This window comes from Sphingopyxis sp. LC81, from assembly GCF_000756375.1.
Lineage (GTDB): Bacteria > Pseudomonadota > Alphaproteobacteria > Sphingomonadales > Sphingomonadaceae > Sphingopyxis.
The window spans coordinates 226,426-242,593 of the sequence record NZ_JNFD01000001.1 but is presented as its reverse complement, the minus strand read 5'-3'; the positions used below and the strand labels follow the sequence as shown (position 1 = coordinate 242,593).

16 protein-coding genes and 2 tRNA genes are annotated in these 16,168 nt (G+C 64.8%); 8 read left to right on the top strand and 10 right to left on the bottom strand.

Annotation, left to right across the window (positions count from 1 at the left end):
• Positions 1-5 precede the first annotated feature (5 nt).
• From FG91_RS01215 to thyA, 4 genes are all read right to left on the bottom strand, one after another.
• Entirely contained in the window at positions 6-1,295 is a 1,290-nt protein-coding gene (locus tag FG91_RS01215) for a dihydrolipoamide acetyltransferase family protein (protein ID WP_037510764.1), read from the bottom strand.
• 4 nt (positions 1,296-1,299) lie between these two features.
• Complete coding sequence (locus FG91_RS01210; protein WP_037511093.1) at positions 1,300-2,304, bottom strand: alpha-ketoacid dehydrogenase subunit beta; 1,005 nt, start codon at positions 2,302-2,304, stop codon at positions 1,300-1,302.
• A gap of 17 nt (positions 2,305-2,321) precedes the next feature.
• Positions 2,322-3,617 carry a 3-methyl-2-oxobutanoate dehydrogenase (2-methylpropanoyl-transferring) subunit alpha gene (locus tag FG91_RS01205; RefSeq protein ID WP_037510761.1) on the bottom strand — a complete coding sequence of 432 codons (1,296 nt, stop codon included), beginning with the start codon at positions 3,615-3,617 and terminating at the stop codon, positions 2,322-2,324.
• A 95-nt stretch (positions 3,618-3,712) separates the two neighbouring features.
• Positions 3,713-4,648: a thymidylate synthase gene (gene thyA, locus FG91_RS01200; protein ID WP_037510758.1), complete on the bottom strand. Its 936-nt coding sequence runs from the start codon at positions 4,646-4,648 to the stop codon at positions 3,713-3,715.
• Positions 4,649-4,802: 154 nt separating this feature from the next.
• Here thyA and FG91_RS01195 point away from each other — a divergent pair, with 154 nt between their 5' ends.
• Both FG91_RS01195 and FG91_RS01190 read left to right on the top strand, forming a co-directional pair.
• Positions 4,803-5,231 (top strand): JAB domain-containing protein, encoded by a 429-nt coding sequence (locus FG91_RS01195; RefSeq protein ID WP_037511090.1) that lies wholly within the window; start codon positions 4,803-4,805, stop codon positions 5,229-5,231.
• 105 nt (positions 5,232-5,336) lie between these two features.
• A tRNA-Pro gene (locus FG91_RS01190) sits at positions 5,337-5,413 on the top strand.
• Positions 5,414-5,595: 182 nt separating this feature from the next.
• On the opposite strand, the gene FG91_RS01185 is transcribed toward FG91_RS01190, so the two are convergent.
• Positions 5,596-6,471, bottom strand: coding sequence for an N-formylglutamate amidohydrolase (locus FG91_RS01185; RefSeq protein WP_081940352.1), 876 nt, complete (start codon positions 6,469-6,471; stop codon positions 5,596-5,598).
• Positions 6,472-6,611: 140 nt separating this feature from the next.
• Here FG91_RS01185 and cpdR point away from each other — a divergent pair, with 140 nt between their 5' ends.
• Together cpdR and FG91_RS01175 are read left to right on the top strand one after the other, a co-directional pair.
• The gene (gene cpdR / locus FG91_RS01180; RefSeq protein ID WP_037510756.1) at positions 6,612-6,989 is read left to right on the top strand and encodes a cell cycle two-component system response regulator CpdR; all 378 of its coding nucleotides are present in this window, start codon (positions 6,612-6,614) and stop codon (positions 6,987-6,989) included.
• A 71-nt stretch (positions 6,990-7,060) separates the two neighbouring features.
• Positions 7,061-7,135, top strand: a tRNA-Val gene (locus FG91_RS01175).
• Positions 7,136-7,188: 53 nt separating this feature from the next.
• Here FG91_RS01175 and FG91_RS01170 read toward each other — a convergent pair.
• Complete coding sequence (locus tag FG91_RS01170) at positions 7,189-7,980, bottom strand: SDR family oxidoreductase (RefSeq protein ID WP_037510753.1); 792 nt, start codon at positions 7,978-7,980, stop codon at positions 7,189-7,191.
• Between the two features lie 95 nt (positions 7,981-8,075).
• Between FG91_RS01170 and FG91_RS01165 the strand changes: the two genes are divergently transcribed.
• From FG91_RS01165 to FG91_RS01150, 4 genes are all read left to right on the top strand, one after another.
• On the top strand, positions 8,076-8,945 hold the full coding sequence (locus FG91_RS01165; RefSeq protein ID WP_037510750.1) for an alpha/beta fold hydrolase: 870 nt from the start codon (positions 8,076-8,078) through the stop codon (positions 8,943-8,945).
• Between the two features lie 46 nt (positions 8,946-8,991).
• The gene (locus FG91_RS01160) at positions 8,992-9,717 is read left to right on the top strand and encodes an energy transducer TonB (protein ID WP_037510748.1); all 726 of its coding nucleotides are present in this window, start codon (positions 8,992-8,994) and stop codon (positions 9,715-9,717) included.
• Positions 9,718-9,836: 119 nt separating this feature from the next.
• Positions 9,837-12,350, top strand: coding sequence for a TonB-dependent receptor (locus FG91_RS01155; protein WP_037510746.1), 2,514 nt, complete (start codon positions 9,837-9,839; stop codon positions 12,348-12,350).
• Positions 12,351-12,409: 59 nt separating this feature from the next.
• A complete protein-coding gene (locus FG91_RS01150) occupies positions 12,410-13,093 on the top strand; it encodes a Fe2+-dependent dioxygenase (protein ID WP_037510743.1) in 684 nt (227 codons plus the stop codon).
• 9 nt (positions 13,094-13,102) lie between these two features.
• Here the strand turns inward: FG91_RS01150 and FG91_RS01145 are convergent, their stop codons facing one another.
• The 4 genes from FG91_RS01145 to FG91_RS01130 form a co-directional block, all read right to left on the bottom strand.
• Positions 13,103-13,969 (bottom strand): FAD:protein FMN transferase, encoded by an 867-nt coding sequence (locus FG91_RS01145; RefSeq protein WP_081940351.1) that lies wholly within the window; start codon positions 13,967-13,969, stop codon positions 13,103-13,105.
• Between the two features lie 92 nt (positions 13,970-14,061).
• Positions 14,062-14,895 carry a DUF4198 domain-containing protein gene (locus FG91_RS01140; RefSeq protein ID WP_037510738.1) on the bottom strand — a complete coding sequence of 278 codons (834 nt, stop codon included), beginning with the start codon at positions 14,893-14,895 and terminating at the stop codon, positions 14,062-14,064.
• Between the two features lie 19 nt (positions 14,896-14,914).
• Positions 14,915-15,445, bottom strand: coding sequence for a DUF2271 domain-containing protein (locus tag FG91_RS01135; RefSeq protein ID WP_037510735.1), 531 nt, complete (start codon positions 15,443-15,445; stop codon positions 14,915-14,917).
• Positions 15,446-15,457: 12 nt separating this feature from the next.
• Positions 15,458-16,102 (bottom strand): PepSY-associated TM helix domain-containing protein, encoded by a 645-nt coding sequence (locus FG91_RS01130; RefSeq protein WP_037510733.1) that lies wholly within the window; start codon positions 16,100-16,102, stop codon positions 15,458-15,460.
• Positions 16,103-16,168 lie beyond the last annotated feature (66 nt).

Genomic DNA, 16,168 nt, shown 5'->3' with positions numbered 1-16,168 from the left:
TTACCTTAGTCAGCGAACAGCAAAACCGGCGTTTCGATCAGCTTCTTGAGCGCCTGCACATAGCTCGCCGCATCCCAACCATCGACGACGCGGTGGTCGCAGCTGATCGACAGGTTCATCAGCTTCGCGCGGCGAATCTCGTCGCCGTCGAAGACGGGGCGTTCGACGATCTTGTTCGGGCCGATGATCGCGACTTCGGGGCGGTTGATCACCGGGGTCGTTGCGATGCCGCCGAGCGGGCCCAAGGAGGTGACGGTCAGCGTGCCGCCGGTCAGTTCCTCGACCTTTGCCTTGCCGGTGCGCGCGGCTTCGGCGAGGCGGGTGATCTCGCTCGCGAGCTGCCACACATTCTTGTCCTGCGCATCGCGGATCACCGGGACCATCAGCCCCGCGTCGGTCTGCGTTGCCATGCCCAGATGCACCGCGCCGTAACGCGTCACAACGCCGCCCTCGTCATCGTAGCGTGCGTTGATCATCGGGAACTGCGGGATGGTGCGGCAGATCGCAACGATCAGGAAGGGCAGCATCGTCAGCTTCGGGCGGCCGCCACGGTTGGCGTTGAGATCGGCGCGCATCTCTTCGAGCGCGGTGACGTCCATTTCCTCGACATAGGTGAAGTGCGGGATCGCGCGCTTCGATGCCGCCATATTCTCGGCGATCTTGCGGCGCATGCCGATGACCTTGATCGGCTCGTCAGCGCGGGCGCGGCTGGCGCCGGGGGCGTGATAGCCCTGCCCGCCGCTATAGCGCAGGAACGCGTCGAGATCAGCGTGACGGATGCGGTCGCCCTCGGCCTGGACCTGACCGAGGTCGACGCCGAGATCCTTGGCGCGGGCGCGGACGGCGGGCGATGCCAGCACGGCGCCGCTATGGTCTGCAGTCACGACCGGCACGGGTGCAGGAGCCGGAGCCGGCGCGGGAGTTGCGGCGGGTGCAGGTGCAGCAACCTCGGCGACCGAAACCTCCTCCGCACCCGGCGTCTCCGCCTCGATCTGCTGTTCGACCGGCGTGTCAGCAGGCGGCGCCTCGACGTCGCCCCCACCTTCTTCGTCGCCATCGGTCTCGATCACCGCCAGCGTCGATCCGATCGGGATCAGGTCGCCGACCTCGCCCGCCAATTCGACGACGATCCCCGAAACAGGCGATTCCATTTCTACGGTCGCCTTGTCGGTCATCATGTCGGCAAGCTGCGCGTCTTCCTCAACGCGCTCGCCGATCTTGACGTGCCAGGCGACGATTTCGGCCTCGGCAATGCCTTCGCCGATGTCGGGCAGACGGAATGAGTAACGGGCCATGGCGTCAGTCCTTCAAAATCTTGGTCAGCGCGGTCGCGATGCGCACCGGGCCGGGGAAATAGGCCCATTCGAGGCTATGCGGATAAGGTGTGTCGAAGCCGGTGACGCGTTCGACCGGCGCCTCGAGGTGATAGAAGCAGCGTTCCTGCACGAGCGCGGCGAGTTCGGCGCCGAAGCCCGAGGTGCGCGTCGCTTCGTGGATGATCAGGCAGCGACCGGTTTTCTTCACCGAGGTTTCGATCGCGTCGATATCGAGCGGCAGCAAGGTGCGCAGATCGATGATTTCGGCGTCGATGCCCATTTCCTCGACGATCGTCTTGGTCACATGCACCATCGTGCCATAGACGAGGATGGTGAGCGCCTCGCCAGCGCGGACCGTCGCGGCCTTGCCGAGTTCGATACGGTAATGACCTTCGGGCACCGCGCTTGCGTCATGCTTCGACCAGGGCTCGACCGGGCGGTCGTAATAGCCGCTGAACGGGCCGTTGTAGATGCGCTTGGGCTCGAGGAAGACGACGGGGTCGTTGTCCTCGATCGCCGCGATCAGCAGGCCCTTGGCGTCATAGGGGTTCGACGGGATCACCGTCTTCACGCCGCAGATGTGGGTCATGATGCTTTCGGGCGACTGGCTGTGCGTCTGGCCGCCGAAGATTCCGCCCCCGAAAGGAGTACGCACCGTCATCGGGCAGATGAAATCGCCCGCCGAGCGATAACGCAGGCGCGCGGCTTCGCTGACGAGCTGGTCGAGCCCCGGATAGATATAGTCGGCGAACTGGATCTCGGGGACCGGGCGCAGGCCATAAGCGCCCATGCCGACCGCGACGCCGATGATGCCGCATTCGTTGATCGGCGTGTCGAACACGCGGGTCTTGCCGTGCTTTTTCTGCAGCCCCGCGGTCGCGCGGAAGACACCGCCGAAAAAGCCGACGTCCTCGCCCATCACGACCATGTTCGGGTCGCGTTCGAGCATGACGTCCATGGCGCTGTTGATCGCCTCGATCATGTTCATGGTTTTGGTTTCAGCCATTATTCGGGCTTCCAATTGGGGCCGAACTTGGCCTCTTGCTCGGCGAGCATCTGTGCGCATTGTTCCTTGAGGTGCCAGGGCAGCTCCTCGAACACATCGTCGAACATCGTCTCGAACGGCTGGTGCATGCCGTGACCGAGGATGCCGAGCTTTTCCGACTGTTTCTGGGTCGTCTTGACCAGATCGTCGAGTTCCCTCGCCTGCGCCTCGTGGCGTTCGGCATCCCATTCGCCGAGCGTTTCGAGATGCTGGCGCAGCCGCGCGATCGGGTCGCCGAGCGGCCATGCGGTCGCCTCGTCGGCAGCGCGATAAGCGCTCGGGTCGTCCGAGGTGCTGTGGCCTTCGCTGCGATAGGTGAAATGCTCGATCAAAGTCGGGCCGTTGTTGGTGCGTGCGCGATCTGCGGCCCACCGTGTCGCGGCATAAACCGCTAGCGGATCATTGCCGTCGATACGCAGCCCCGCGATGCCATAACCCACCGCGCGTGCCGCGAAGGTCGTGCGTTCGCTGCCGGCAAAGCCCGAGAAGCTGGAGATTGCCCACTGGTTGTTCACAACGTTGAAGATGACCGGCGCGTTGTAGACGGTCGCAAAGGTCAGCGCCGAGTGGAAGTCACCCTCGGCCGACGAGCCTTCGCCGCACCACACGGTCGCGATACGGCTGTCGCCCTTCGACGCCGAAGCCATCGCCCAGCCCACCGCCTGCGGATATTGCGTCGCGAGATTGCCCGACACGCTGAAGAACCCATGTTCGGGCGCCGAATACATGATCGGCAGCTGGCGGCCCATCAGGTGATCGCCGCGGTTCGAGTAGATCTGGTTCATCATCTGGATCAGCGGATAGTCGCGCGCGATCAGGATGCCCTGCTGGCGATAGCTGGGGAAGCACATGTCCTCGCGGCCAATCGCCATCGTCGAGGCGACCGAGGTCGCTTCTTCGCCGGTGCACTTCATATAGAAGCTGGTCTTGCCCTGCCGCTGCGCGCGGAACATGCGGTCGTCGAAGGCGCGGGTGAGCATCATGTAGCGCAGCATCGTGCGCAGCCGCTCGGGCGACAGCTTCGGATCCCACTGCCCCTTCGCCTGCCCGTCGAAATCGAGGACGCGGACGAGGCCGTAGCTCAGCTCGCGCATCGCATCGGGCTTGGTCGCTTCGCTCGGGCGCGGGGTCGCTTCGACCGCGGGAACTTCGATATCGCCAAAGTCCGGGGTATCGCCGGGGCGATAGCGCGGTTCGGGGATATGAAGCGACAGCGGCGGCAAATTGCTCGCCGGGCGCTGAGGCGTCTCAGGCATATCTTCTTCCCTTTGAAGGCGCGAATCGAGCGCCTAGTTATATTTCAACATGACGACATATTATTACGGTCGCCATACGAATGCAACGGCGGCCATCAGACCGCGACAGGCGCGGAAATATGCGCTTGCGGCGCATAATCCTCGACCGCGAAATCCTCGAACCGATAGTCGAAAATGCTCGAAGGCCGGCGAAGGATGCGCAGCTTCGGCGCGCCATCCGGAACGCGCGATAACTGCTGTTCGACCAACTCTGCGTGGTTCAGGTAGAGATGCACGTCGCCGCCCGTCCACACCAGTTCGTGTGCATGAAGGTCGCATTGTTGTGCAATTAGGCGCGTCAGCAGCGCCGCCTCGAACACGTTGAACGCGAAGCCCAGGCCAAGATCGCACGAGCGCTGGAACAACAGGCACGACAGGCCGCCATCGCTGCGGACATGAAACTGATAGGTCATGTGGCATGGTGGCAACGCCATGCGATCGAGGTCGGCGACGTTCCAGCCGGTAAAGATGTGCCGCCGCGACCCGGGATTATTCTTCAGCGAATCGATCAGCGCCGCGATCTGGTTGTGCCCCTGCTCGGCACGGCGGAAGAGCCCTTCGCCCGCCGGCTCATAGCGTGGCCAGTTCACCCATTGATGACCATAGACCGGGCCAAGATCACCCCACTCTGCTGCGAAACGCTCATCCGCGACGATTCGCGCTTCGAAATCCTCGGCACTGATCGCCTCGCCGGTCGCGCGGCGATATTTGTCGAGCGGCCAGTCGGTCCAGATCTTTACGCCCTGCGAAACGAGTGATCGGATATTGGTGTCGCCGGTCAGGAACCACAGCAGTTCGCGCAGCGCGGTTTTCCAATAGACGCGCTTGGTCGTGAGCAAGGGGATCGCATCGTCCGTGAGCGAGAATCGCATCGTCTCGCCAAACAGCGAGCGCGTGCCGACGCCGGTGCGATCGACGCGTTCGTCGCCTTCGACCCAGATGCGCCGCATCAGGTCCAGATATTGCAGTTCATAATGGATGGAATCAGGCAAGACTCGGCTCCCAGCTTTGTCTCTCGGTGCTAGGCTTCGCGCCGCGAGGGGACAAGGGAGCAACATGGGGAGCGACAGGACTGGCGGCCCAAAGCCTCCAATGCGGGGCAGTCGGGCGTTGGGAATCGCGCTGTCTGAGCGCATGGGGACGGCGATGACCCTGTTCGAACCCCTTGGCAAAGCGCCGGACCCGTCGGCGCTGGCCGGCTTTGTGCCGTGCCCGCTTGAGGATGATGTCGCGCGCCTGTTGCTGCGCCCGATGTTCGATGACGAGCGCGAAACCCTGCTCCTCGCCGCATTCGACGCCTTCGAACGCCTTGTTCGGCTCGAACGCGTCGACGGGGATAGCTCGGGCCGCTGCGTCATCCCGCCACGCGCTTGGCGCACGCTGCTGGACGGCAGCGTTGCGACGGTCGTCATGGCGCACAACCATCCGTCCGACACGCCCTGGCCTAGCGAGGCCGACATCGGCGCAACGCACGATGCCGCGCTTTTCTTGCGGACCATGGGCATCGATCTGGCCGATCATCTGATTTTCGTTGCGGGTGGTCATTTCAGTTTTCGAACTGCCGAAATGCTCTAGTTCGGGCAATCATCTTCAATGTGCCGATTGGCGCTTGAAGTTCACAGATTGCGCGTCTAGAGGACCGCCCTGCCTTCGCACCGGCCCGCCGGTGCAAAGATCGGTCGGGGAGTAGCTCAGCCTGGTAGAGCACTGTCTTCGGGAGGCAGGGGCCGGAGGTTCGAATCCTCTCTCCCCGACCAATTTCTTGCATATTGCAGATTCTGCACCGTCTCTTCTTGTAAGTCGGCGCACAACATCCTAACTTAACTCTACGCCGCCATGGTTTTCCCCCTTTCCATCGCGGCGAGTGTCCCGTCATCACTGACGCGGACGCGTCCTCCCTGGACCCTGGCCACCTCGTACTTCGGTACGAGGTGGTTTTTTATTCAGCGGCTTGCGCGAATATTTCGGCGTCGGGCCGGCCATATCCCGCTTCAGCGACAAGGTTCGAAAACCAGCCCGCCAGCCGCGCAATACGAGCCGTGTCGGGCAAACGCTCCGGCGTGAGGTACAGGCTGCGGTCGATTTCGATCTGCACCGCATGGACGGCCTCCGCCGGCCGGCCGTGCGTCCGAATGATATGGCCGCCGGCATAGGGCTGGTTGCGCGCAACGAGTTCGTTCAATCGCTCGGCCGACGCCACCGCCAGATCGATCAGCCAGTCGCCCGCGGTTTCGCCAAAACGATCGCCGACGATGATTCGCGCGCCGTGCCCCGGCTGGCCCGCCGGAATCGGCGGCATCGAATGGAGATCGATCAATATCGCATGGCCATATTCATTGCGCGCCGCGGTGAGCGCGTCGGCGAGGGCGACGTGGTACGGCCGATGGAAGGATTCGAGACGCCACTCGAGCGCGGCGCCGTCGATCGGCCGCTTCCATAGCGGACCGCAATCGGCGAGTCGCGTCGGCACCACCCCAAGCCCTGCGCGTTCCTTGCGCCCCGGCGCCGAAAATTGCGCCCGCAGCGGCATGGCAACCTCGCTCGGCGCCATCTGCCCCTCACCGCGATTGAGGTCAGCGACGGCGCGCGCCCATAGCGCGTGGACGACCGTCGCGCCCGCCTCGGCGGCGCCGGCCGCGATCAGGTCGCACCAGCTATCCTCGAGTCGCTCAAGGTGCGGCCGGTCGACCCGCGCCGCGCTCAATATCTCGGGCGGATAGATGCGCCCTGCGTGCGGCACCGACACGACGACGGGGCCGCTCGCCGCGGGCCGGTTGACAGCGATGGCGACGGGCGGGATGGTGCGGGACGGCATAAGCGATGGGTGGCAAAAAAAACGGGACGAATCCAGCGCCGCGCGTCAATTTGTTAAATCTCTGACGCTATGCAGGGCATGACAGAGGGGGCAGCCGACCGGAACCGGCTGCACCGAAGGACCAGGGAACAGATTTCAACATGATTCGCATTTTGCTGGCCGAAGATGACGACGTGATGCGCGAGTATCTCGCACGCGCGCTGACCAGTGCCGGCTATCACGTCACCGCGGTCGACCGCGGCACCGCCGCGGTCCCTTATATCGATTCGGGAACTTTCGACCTTTTGCTGTCGGATATCGTGATGCCCGAGATGGACGGGATCGAACTCGCCCAGCATACCGCGAAGGCCGCGCCGCAGACGCAGGTCATGTTCATCACCGGCTTTGCCGCGGTTTCGCTGCGTGCCGAGGAAAATGTGCCGCAGGCGAAGCTGCTGTCGAAACCCTTCCACCTCAAGGATCTGGTGCGCGAGGTCGACAATATGTTCGGCCGCAGCGACCGCTCCAGCCAACAATAACGACGACGCCGCACGCGAAGGGCTTGCCAAGTCGCGCGGAGGCATTTAGGGGGCGCGTCACCCCAAGGGATGGGCGTGTAGCTCAGTGGTAGAGCACTGTGTTGACATCGCAGGGGTCGCAAGTTCAATCCTTGCCACGCCCACCATTAAAAACGCCGCCACCCCATCGGGTTGGCGGCGTTTTTGCTTTCAGTTCGACTCACGCCATCCCGCGCGCAAGATCGCCGCGCGATGCATCGCCGATCTGACTGCCGCCGTCGCAGTCGAGGATCGTGCCGGTAATATAGCCGGCAGCCGGCGAGCAAAGGAACACCGCCGATTCGGCGACCTCCTTGATCTCGCCCCAGCGCTTCATCGCGATGCGGTCGAAATGCGATTGGCGCGTTTCGGCGTCGGGGGCGAGGCGCGCCATGCCTTCGGTCCCGGCGATCGGCCCGGGCGAGATGCCGTTGACGCGCACCTCGGGACCCCATTCGAGCGCGAGCACGCGAATCAACTGGTTGATCCCCGCCTTGGCAGCACAAGCGTGCGCCTGCAGCGACGAAGCATTGACCGCCTGCCCCGCGGTGATCGCGATCAGCGACGCGCCGGGCCGGTTGAGCAGATCGTGGCAGCCGCGAAAAACGTTGAAGGTGCCGTTGAGGTCGATGTCGACGACGGTGCGAAACGCGTTCGCCGACATGCCGAGCGCCGGGGCGAGGAAATTGCCTGCCGCGCCCGAAATGACGATGTCCATCGGTCCGAGTTTTTCCACCACCGTCTCCATCACCCCACGAATCGCCGCATAGTCGCGCACGTCGCCCGACAGACCGATGGCGTCATGGCCAATTTCGACGGCGGCGCGCTGCGCCTTGTCAGGGTCGCGCCCGGCCACCGCAACCTTGGCGCCCAGTTCAGCGAAGCGCTTAGCGATGCCCAAGTTGATGCCGCTCGTCCCGCCGGCGACAAACGCCGTCTTACCGGCCAGAAGATTATCGCGGAATGTCGTCATGCCTCTCTCCCTTGCTCGACACTGAAAGCGATCCGGGGTTGACGGATCGAAACCAGTCGCCTTTTGAAACTGGAACAGACAGCAAGGATGATCCGATGGCAAGTGCCGGCCCGACCTCGAACAGCTTCATCTCGCAGCGTCTGAAGCTGCATTATGTCGACTGGGGCAATCGCGGCGCGCCGCCGCTGCTGCTTGTCCATGGCGGGCGCGACCATTGCCGCAACTGGGACTGGGTCGCGGAGAAGCTGCGCGATCGCTATCACATCATTGCACCCGATCTGCGCGGTCATGGCGACAGTGCATGGTCGCCCGACGGCAATTACGCCATGGACACTTTCGTCTATGACCTCGCGCAGTTGATCCACCAGCTCGACCTCGGCCCGCTCTCGATCGTCGCGCATTCGATGGGAGGCAATATCGCGCTGCGCTATACCGGCCTCTATCCCGAAAATGTCCGCAAGCTCGTCGCGATCGAGGGGCTCGGCCCCTCGCCCAAGGTGATCGCCGAACGCGCGAAGACGGGTTACGCCGAACGTTTCCGAAAATGGATCGACGACAAGCGCCAGGCGGCGGGGCGCACCCCGCGCCGCTATGCGACGCTCGAGGACGCGCTCGCGCGAATGATGGGCGAGAACAGCTATCTGACCGAGGCGCAGGCGCGCCACCTGACGATCCACGGCATCAGCCGCAACGAGGATGGGACGTGGAGCTGGAAGTTCGACAATTACCTCAATGTCTGGCCCGCATTCGACATGCCGCAGGACGACATCGCCGCGCTGTGGGGCGCGATCACCTGCCCCACCCTCTTGCTCTATGGCGCGAATAGCTGGGCCTCGAATCCCGAGAATGACGGGCGACTTGTCCATTTCAACACCGCCAAGGTGATCGAATTCGAAAATGCCGGCCACTGGCTGCACCACGACCAGTTCGACCGGTTCATATCCACGCTAAACGAATTCCTCTAAACGGGTCACCGGTTGCGCGCCGCGGCGCGCGATGAGAGGCGGCGCGATGGCCTATACGGGGCAAGTTTCGGGGCGACAGAAGCTTATATCGGGCGGCGGCGCGCTGCTTGCGGTCGGTGCGGTCGGGCTTGGCCTCGCGAGCGGCCTCGATCTCGATGTCGTCCGCAAGGCCAGCGACGCGATCGCGGCGATCGCCCTCCCCGCGCCGCCGCCACCGCGCGAGGAGGCCCAGCCAGCGAAGGCGCCGAGTGAAAAGGCCAGCGGCAAGGCGTCGGCTGCGAACAAGCATGCCAAAGCCGCCGCGGTCGCCGCACCGCCGCCCAAGCTGCCCCCCATCGCGCCGCCGATTGCCGCCGCGCCGCGCCCGGGCGCCGGGAACGACGCGTCGGCGGGGGCGACGCCGAATCCCGGCACCGGATCGGGCGCAGGCGGGCGCGGCGACGGCACCGGCGCGGGCGGTGCCGGCAGCGGAACCGGCGGCGGGACCAAGGCCGTCTGGCGCAGCGGCACGATCCGTGACCGCGACTATCCGCGCGAAGCCAGCCGCGCGAAAGCGGGCGGCGAGGTCGAGGTGCGCTTCACCATCGAGGCCAGCGGCCGCGTCCGCGGATGCCGCGTGACGCGGTCGAGCGGCGACGCCTCGCTCGACGGGACGACGTGCGACCTGATCGAAGAGCGTTTCCGCTTCAAGCCCGCGACCAATGCAGCCGGCGAACCCGTCGCGAGCCAATATGGCTGGCGACAGAGCTGGTGGCTCGAACGCCGACACTAAACATTCTCCCAAATTGATATCAATTGCGACAATGTCGCGAATGATTCGCATTAGAGTTGACTTTGCAAGCGACACTCAATAGCGGCGCCCCGAACCAATCACAAAACAGGGGGTTTACCGTGAAACCATCGACGTCCGCCTCGTTCCTCGCACTCTCCTGCGTGGGCAGCCTTATCAGCGCTTCGGCATTTGCAGCCGAAACCGGCGAGGCACAGGACGCGCCCGGCGGCCGCGGCGAGATCGTCGTCAACGGGGCGCTGGCCAATGAGGTGGAATCGCCCAAGTCGACCGCTCCGCTCGTCGACACGCCCCAGACAGTCACGGTCGTGTCGCAGGAGCAAATCCGCCAGCAGAACCTGCTGACGCTGCGCGATGCGCTCACGACCATCCCCGGTATCACTTTCGGCGCGGGCGAAGGCGGCGGCGGTTATGGCGACTCGATCAATCTGCGCGGCTATTCGGCGAACAACGACCTGACCGTCGACGGGGTGCGCGACAGCGCGCAGTACAGCCGCACCGACCCCTTCAACCTGCAGCAGATCGAAGTCTACAACGGCGCGAACTCGGTCTTCAACGGATCGGGCAGCGTCGGCGGCACGATCAACCTCGTCAGCAAGATTCCGTTCGCGCGGAGCGCGACGACGGTGCAGGCGGCGGTCGGCACTGACAATTATTATCGCGCTGCGGTCGACAGCAACTGGCGCGTCAGCGACCTGATCGCGGTCCGCCTGAATGCGATGTATCACGAAAATGACGTCCCCGGCCGCGACGTCGAATCCTATCAGCGCTGGGGCGTCGCACCGTCGATCACGCTCGGCATCGACAGCGATACCAGCCTGACGCTGGCCTATCTCCACCAGAAGGACGACAATACGCCGATCTATGGCGTTCCCTATTTCCTCAGCACGCTCAACAACGGCCCGCTGCCCGGTGTCGATGACAGCGACTATTTCGGGATCAGGAATCTCGACAAGCAGGAAACAACTGTCGATCGCCTGACCGCTACCTTCCGCCACGCGTTCAGCGACAATGTATCGATCCGTAACCTGACCCGCTGGCAACGCGTCGGCCAGTACAGCCAAACGAGCGCCCCGCAGGGCACCTTCTGCCTTGCGAACAATCGCCAGCCGATCGGATCGACCCCGGACGCAACCACGGGCAACGCCTGCACGGCCTCGCTGACCAACGTCGTCGATTCGAGCGGCGTCTTCCGCACGAGCGCCAACCCGCTCAGCATCACGGTGGCGCCGGGCTTCTATCAGCCGAACGGACCGCGCGGACTGGTCCGCGATCAGGTCAACAGCCTGATCCACAACCAGACCGACCTGACCGTCACCAGCGGCGCAAAGGGCGGCACGCACAACACGCTCGTCGTCGGCGTGTCGGCCGCCTGGGAAGATTACAGCATCACAACCGCCAGCCTCGCGCGCAATTCGCTGGGTCAGGCCGTCGTCCTGCCGCAGATCAACCTTGCGGACCCCGACACTGTCTATACCGGCCCGATCAATTTCACCGTGACCGGGCGTTCGCAGGGCAAGAGCCGCAACCTTGCCGTCTATGCGTTCGACACGCTCGAGCTCGGTTCGATGTTCGAGATCAACGCCGGCGTCCGCTATGAAAAGAACCGCGCCGAATTCCGCAACATTCCGCTTGGCGTTTATCCGCCGGGCACCACGCCGCTGACGGCGCTGCAATTGCTCCCGCAGACCAGCGACGAGGATCTTTTCTCGTACCGCATCGGCGCGGTGTTCCATCCGGTCGAGAATGTCAGCCTCTACGCCGCCTATGGCAACGCCAAGACACCGTCGTCGGCGACGGTGCGCCTTGGCTGCGGCGCGATCCCGGCGAACGGCGCCGCCGATCCGTGCGCCGTCGCCCCCGAAAAGGCGCGCAGCTACGAAATCGGTGCCAAGGCCGATCTTTTCGACAAGAAGCTGCTGCTCACCGCCGCGCTGTTCCGCAACGAGCGCACCAATTTCCGCATTCCGTCGAACGATCCCTCGCTGCCCAACTCGCTGCAAGTGCTCGACGGCAAGTCGCGCGTCGACGGCGTCGCACTTGGCATCACCGGCAATGTCACGCCCGAATGGGCCGTCTTCGCCAACTACACCTATCTCGACAGCGAAGTGCGGCAGAGCGTCTCGGACTTCTGTCTCGCCAAGCCGGGCCCCGTTGCGCCCGTCCCGCCGGCGACAGCGATCACCAACCCCTGCGCCAACAGCGTGCAGATTCCCGACCCGCAGCGCGGCGACCGGCTGATCCAGACCCCGAAGCATTCGGGCAGCCTGTTCACGACCTATGCCTTCCCGTTCGGACTGCAGATCGGTTACGGCCTGACCTATCAGGGCAAGTTCGCGACCAATCAGCGTAACCTGCTGCAGCGGACCCAGTTCATGGTCGACGATTACCTGATCCACCGCGCCTTCGTGTCGTACGACTTCAAGAACGGTCTGGTGGCACAGCTCAACGTCAGCAACTTCACGAACGAGGATTATTACATCGGCGTGCGCAACAACGTCGGCGGGGCCACCACGGCAGCGAACGGCACCGTGTCCGGCGGCGCGGTGTCGGGCGGCTGGGCAACCCCCGGTGAATCGCGCTCGGCGGTGTTCAGCCTCTTCTATAACTTCTGATCCCGGTGGGGCGGGCGCGGCGATTGCCGTTCCCGCCCCTTTCAGCCTAGAAGCGGTCCATGATCCGCATCATCCCCGATGTTCTCGACGCCGATGGCGTCGCAAAGCTCCGATCGATTCTCGACGCCGCCGACTGGATCGACGGCAACGAGACATCGGGTCCGCAGGCCGCGCTCGCCAAACGCAACCAGCAGCTCCCCGAATTCGGCGAGGCTGCCGGAGAAGCGGGGCGCCTCGTGCTCGACGCGCTGGGCCGCAGCCCGCTGTTCATCACCGCGGCGCTGCCGCTCAAAATCTATCCGCCCTATTTCAACCGTTATGCCGGCGGCGAGAATTTCGGCGATCATATCGACAATGCGATCCGCATCCGCCGCGGCAGCGATTTCCGGATGCGCAGCGACCTGTCGGCGACGCTCTTTCTTGCCGATCCCGACAGCTATGAGGGCGGCGGACTGGTCGTCGAAGGCTTTGCGGAGGCCCCGGGGATCAGATTGCCCGCCGGGCACCTGATCCTCTACCCCTCGACCACCGTCCACCGCGTCGAGCCGGTGACCGCAGGCGCGCGCGTCGCGAGCTTTATGTGGATTCAGTCGATGGTGCGCGATCAGGGACAGCGCAACCTGTTGTTCGATCTCGATATGGGGGTTCAGGGTGCCGCGGCGGCACTGGGCCAGGGCGACGCGACGGTGGTTCGGCTGACCGGCGTGTATCACAATCTTCTACGGCGCTGGGCCGACAGTTAGGGTCAGACCCTAATCCAGCATAGCGCGCCAGGCGCGCGACAGATGTTCGCGGTCGCCCGCAACGATGCACGCCGCAAGGTCCTGCTCATCGGCGAGCGCGACCGCGGCCTCAGGGCCCAGAACCGTCAATGCTGTCGCCCAGCCGTCGGCGCTGATGCAATCGCGATGGAGCACGGTGACCGACGATATGCCGTTGACGATCGGGCGTCCGGTCGCGGGATCGAAGCTGTGCGAATAATGCTGGCCGCCCGCGCTGAAGCCGCGGCGATAATTGCCCGAGGTCGCCACCGACAGGTCGTGCAGCGCGATCCGCCACGGCGGAATGGACGAGGTCGGCGGCATCTCGACGTCGACCCACCAGGGCTGCCCGTCGGGGCGGATCCCCTCGCCGCGCAGCTCGCCGCCGACTTCGAGCAAGAAATGACGGACGCCGATGTCGAGCAGCCATGCGGCGGCGAGATCGACGCCATAGCCCTTGGCGATACCCGACAGGTCAAGCGCCGCCGCCTCGCCGCGCCGGATGCGCCGCGCCCCCGGGTCGAAATCGATCGTGCGGTCCGCGCCGGGCTGGACCGCCTGCGGCACCCGCCCGGTACGTCGGGCACTGCCGAAACCCCAGGCGTCGGTGATGCGGCCGAGACCTGGGTCGAAGGCGCCGCCGCTGGCGCGCGCGATGTCGAGCGCGACCTCCACGACATGGGCGAATTCGGCCGGAATTTCGCGCCATGCCCTGGGCATCGCGCGGTTGAAGCGCGAGAGGTCGGATTCGGGCTCCCACTGGCTCATCTGTTCGACGACGAGGTCGAGTGCGGCCTGAACGCCGTGCTGCGTCGCGGCGGGCGGCGAGACCGCTTGCAGCGACCAGCCTGTCCCCATCGTTTCGCCGGCGAAGCTTTCGATGGCCGCCCCCGCCCCGCGCCCGGCGAAAGCCGCGGGCGTCAGGGCGCGGGGGATGAGGATGCGGTCGGTCAGGGCGCGAGCACTTCCAGCGTCGTGACATAGCTCGCGCGGCGCTGCGGGGTGGCGGGTTCGGGTGCGCCTTCCGCACGCTCGGCCTGCGGCGTCGTGACGTTCAGCCAGTAGAGGCCGGGCTCGGTCCAGTTGACCGCAACCTTGCCGTCGGCGCCGGTCTTGAGGTCCATCTGACCAAGCTGGTCGCGATAGCGGATGCCGCCGGGGATCACCGTGACGGGCAGACCCGCGGCGGGCTTGCCGTCGAGCAGGAACTGAAAGGTCGCCGCCTCGCCCGCGATCAGGTCGTTCGGGTGCGTCACGGGAACCAGCTCGATGCCCTTGCCCGTCGGCTTGAACAAGGTGGTCGTCGGTTCGCCCACCGTCACGAAAATCTCGTTGCGGTTGTTCGATTCGGCGGTCTTCACATTGATCGCGCCGGCAGGGATACGCTCGGCGAGGTTCGTCGTGGTGGTGCCGCGCGGCAGCCGCTCGGTCTTGCCGTTCAGATCATAGCTGCCCATCACGCCGTCCGAGACCGACGCGATGCGCCAGGTGCCCTTTTTGGTCAGATGAACGTCGAAGGTGCTGCGATAGCGGCCGGTCGCCTTATTCTCGATCGCCGCTTCGGTGCCGTCGGGCGCCCACGCCTTCAGCGCGTCGAGGCGCATCGGCTGATGCTCGAAATAGAAGAGATCGTTCGACACCGCGGCGTCAACGGTGACCCACACATCATCGCCCGACAGCACGGTCGACGACGGCAGCATCCACTGGCGGTGCGCAGCGGCCGGAACGGCGACCAGTGCCGCCAACGCGGCGGTCGCGGCGAAACCCCAAATTCGCTTCTTCATTTCCCTGTCCTTTCAGGCTTTAACGGAAGGCGACCGAGACGGCGCCCAGTTCAGTCGTTCCTGCAGCGCGCCCGCCCGCCCCGGCCTTTGCGGGCCAGGTGAAGGGAATGCGCAGAAGTTCGCGGCCGCCGACCTCGCGCGCCGCCTCGATCACCAGCGTGTACTGGCCGGGCGCGGCGGCACCGAGCTGCGTGCGCGAGAAGGAGACCTTGTGCGCACCGGGGGCACGCGTCGCGCCGGTGATGCCGTTCGCGGGGAAGGTCATCGAGCGGCCGGCGGCGCGCCACCACTGACGCACATCGCGCAGCCACTTGGTGCCCTCGTTCGCCTTCATGTCATAATCGTACCAGACCGCGACGGTCTTCGCCGACGCACCCGCCTTCTCGACCCAGATCGCGACATAGGGCTTGTGATATTCGGCGACCTTCAGCCGCGGAATGTTGATCGTCACATCCATCGTGCCCGGATCGGCGGCAAAGGCGGGCGCGCCGAGCACGGCGCCGAGGCCGATCGTGCCACCGAGGATGCGCGCTGGGGTGGAAAGCTGCATGGACTGGTCTCCCTAGTGAATGAAGATGACGGCGATGGCGGCGGGGATCGCGAGCCCCATGCCGACGAGCGGCCAGGTGCTCTTGCGCTTCGCCGAATGCAGCCAGAGCAGAACCAAACCGGTGATCGCAAAGATGAGGCAGGCGAAGGCGAAGATGTCGATGAACAGGCTCCACTCGCCGCCCGAATTGCGGCCTTTGTGGAGATCGTTGAGGTAGGAGATCCAGCCGCGGCTGGTGATCTCGCTCGACGCCGCGCCGGTCGCGAGATCGATCGCGACCCACGCATCGCCGCCGGGGCGCGGCGCGGGCAGATAGACTTCATCGGCCGACCATTCGGCCTCGCTCGCTGCCTTTACCGGAAAGTTCTGCTCGACCCATTCGGCGACGGCGGGGGGCAGCGGCGCCTTTTCGGCGTCGGGGACCGCCGCCTTCAGGCGCGCAAGCAACGTCGGCGGCATCTGCGCCGATTTCTGAATGACGACCGGCGCCCCTTCGATGTCGGCGGCGTGATTAAGCGTGAACCCGGTGATCGCAAACAGCAGCAGGCCGATCAGACTGACGGCCGAGCTCATCCAGTGCCACATGTGCAGCTGTTTCAGCCAAAAGGCTTTCCGGCTTTTCTTCGTCGCCGGTCGCGGGGTTGTCGGTGCATGCATCCGGAAGTTCCAGCAAAAGGATGCACGGCCATTATCGAGAACGATTCGCAATTACAATATGATTCC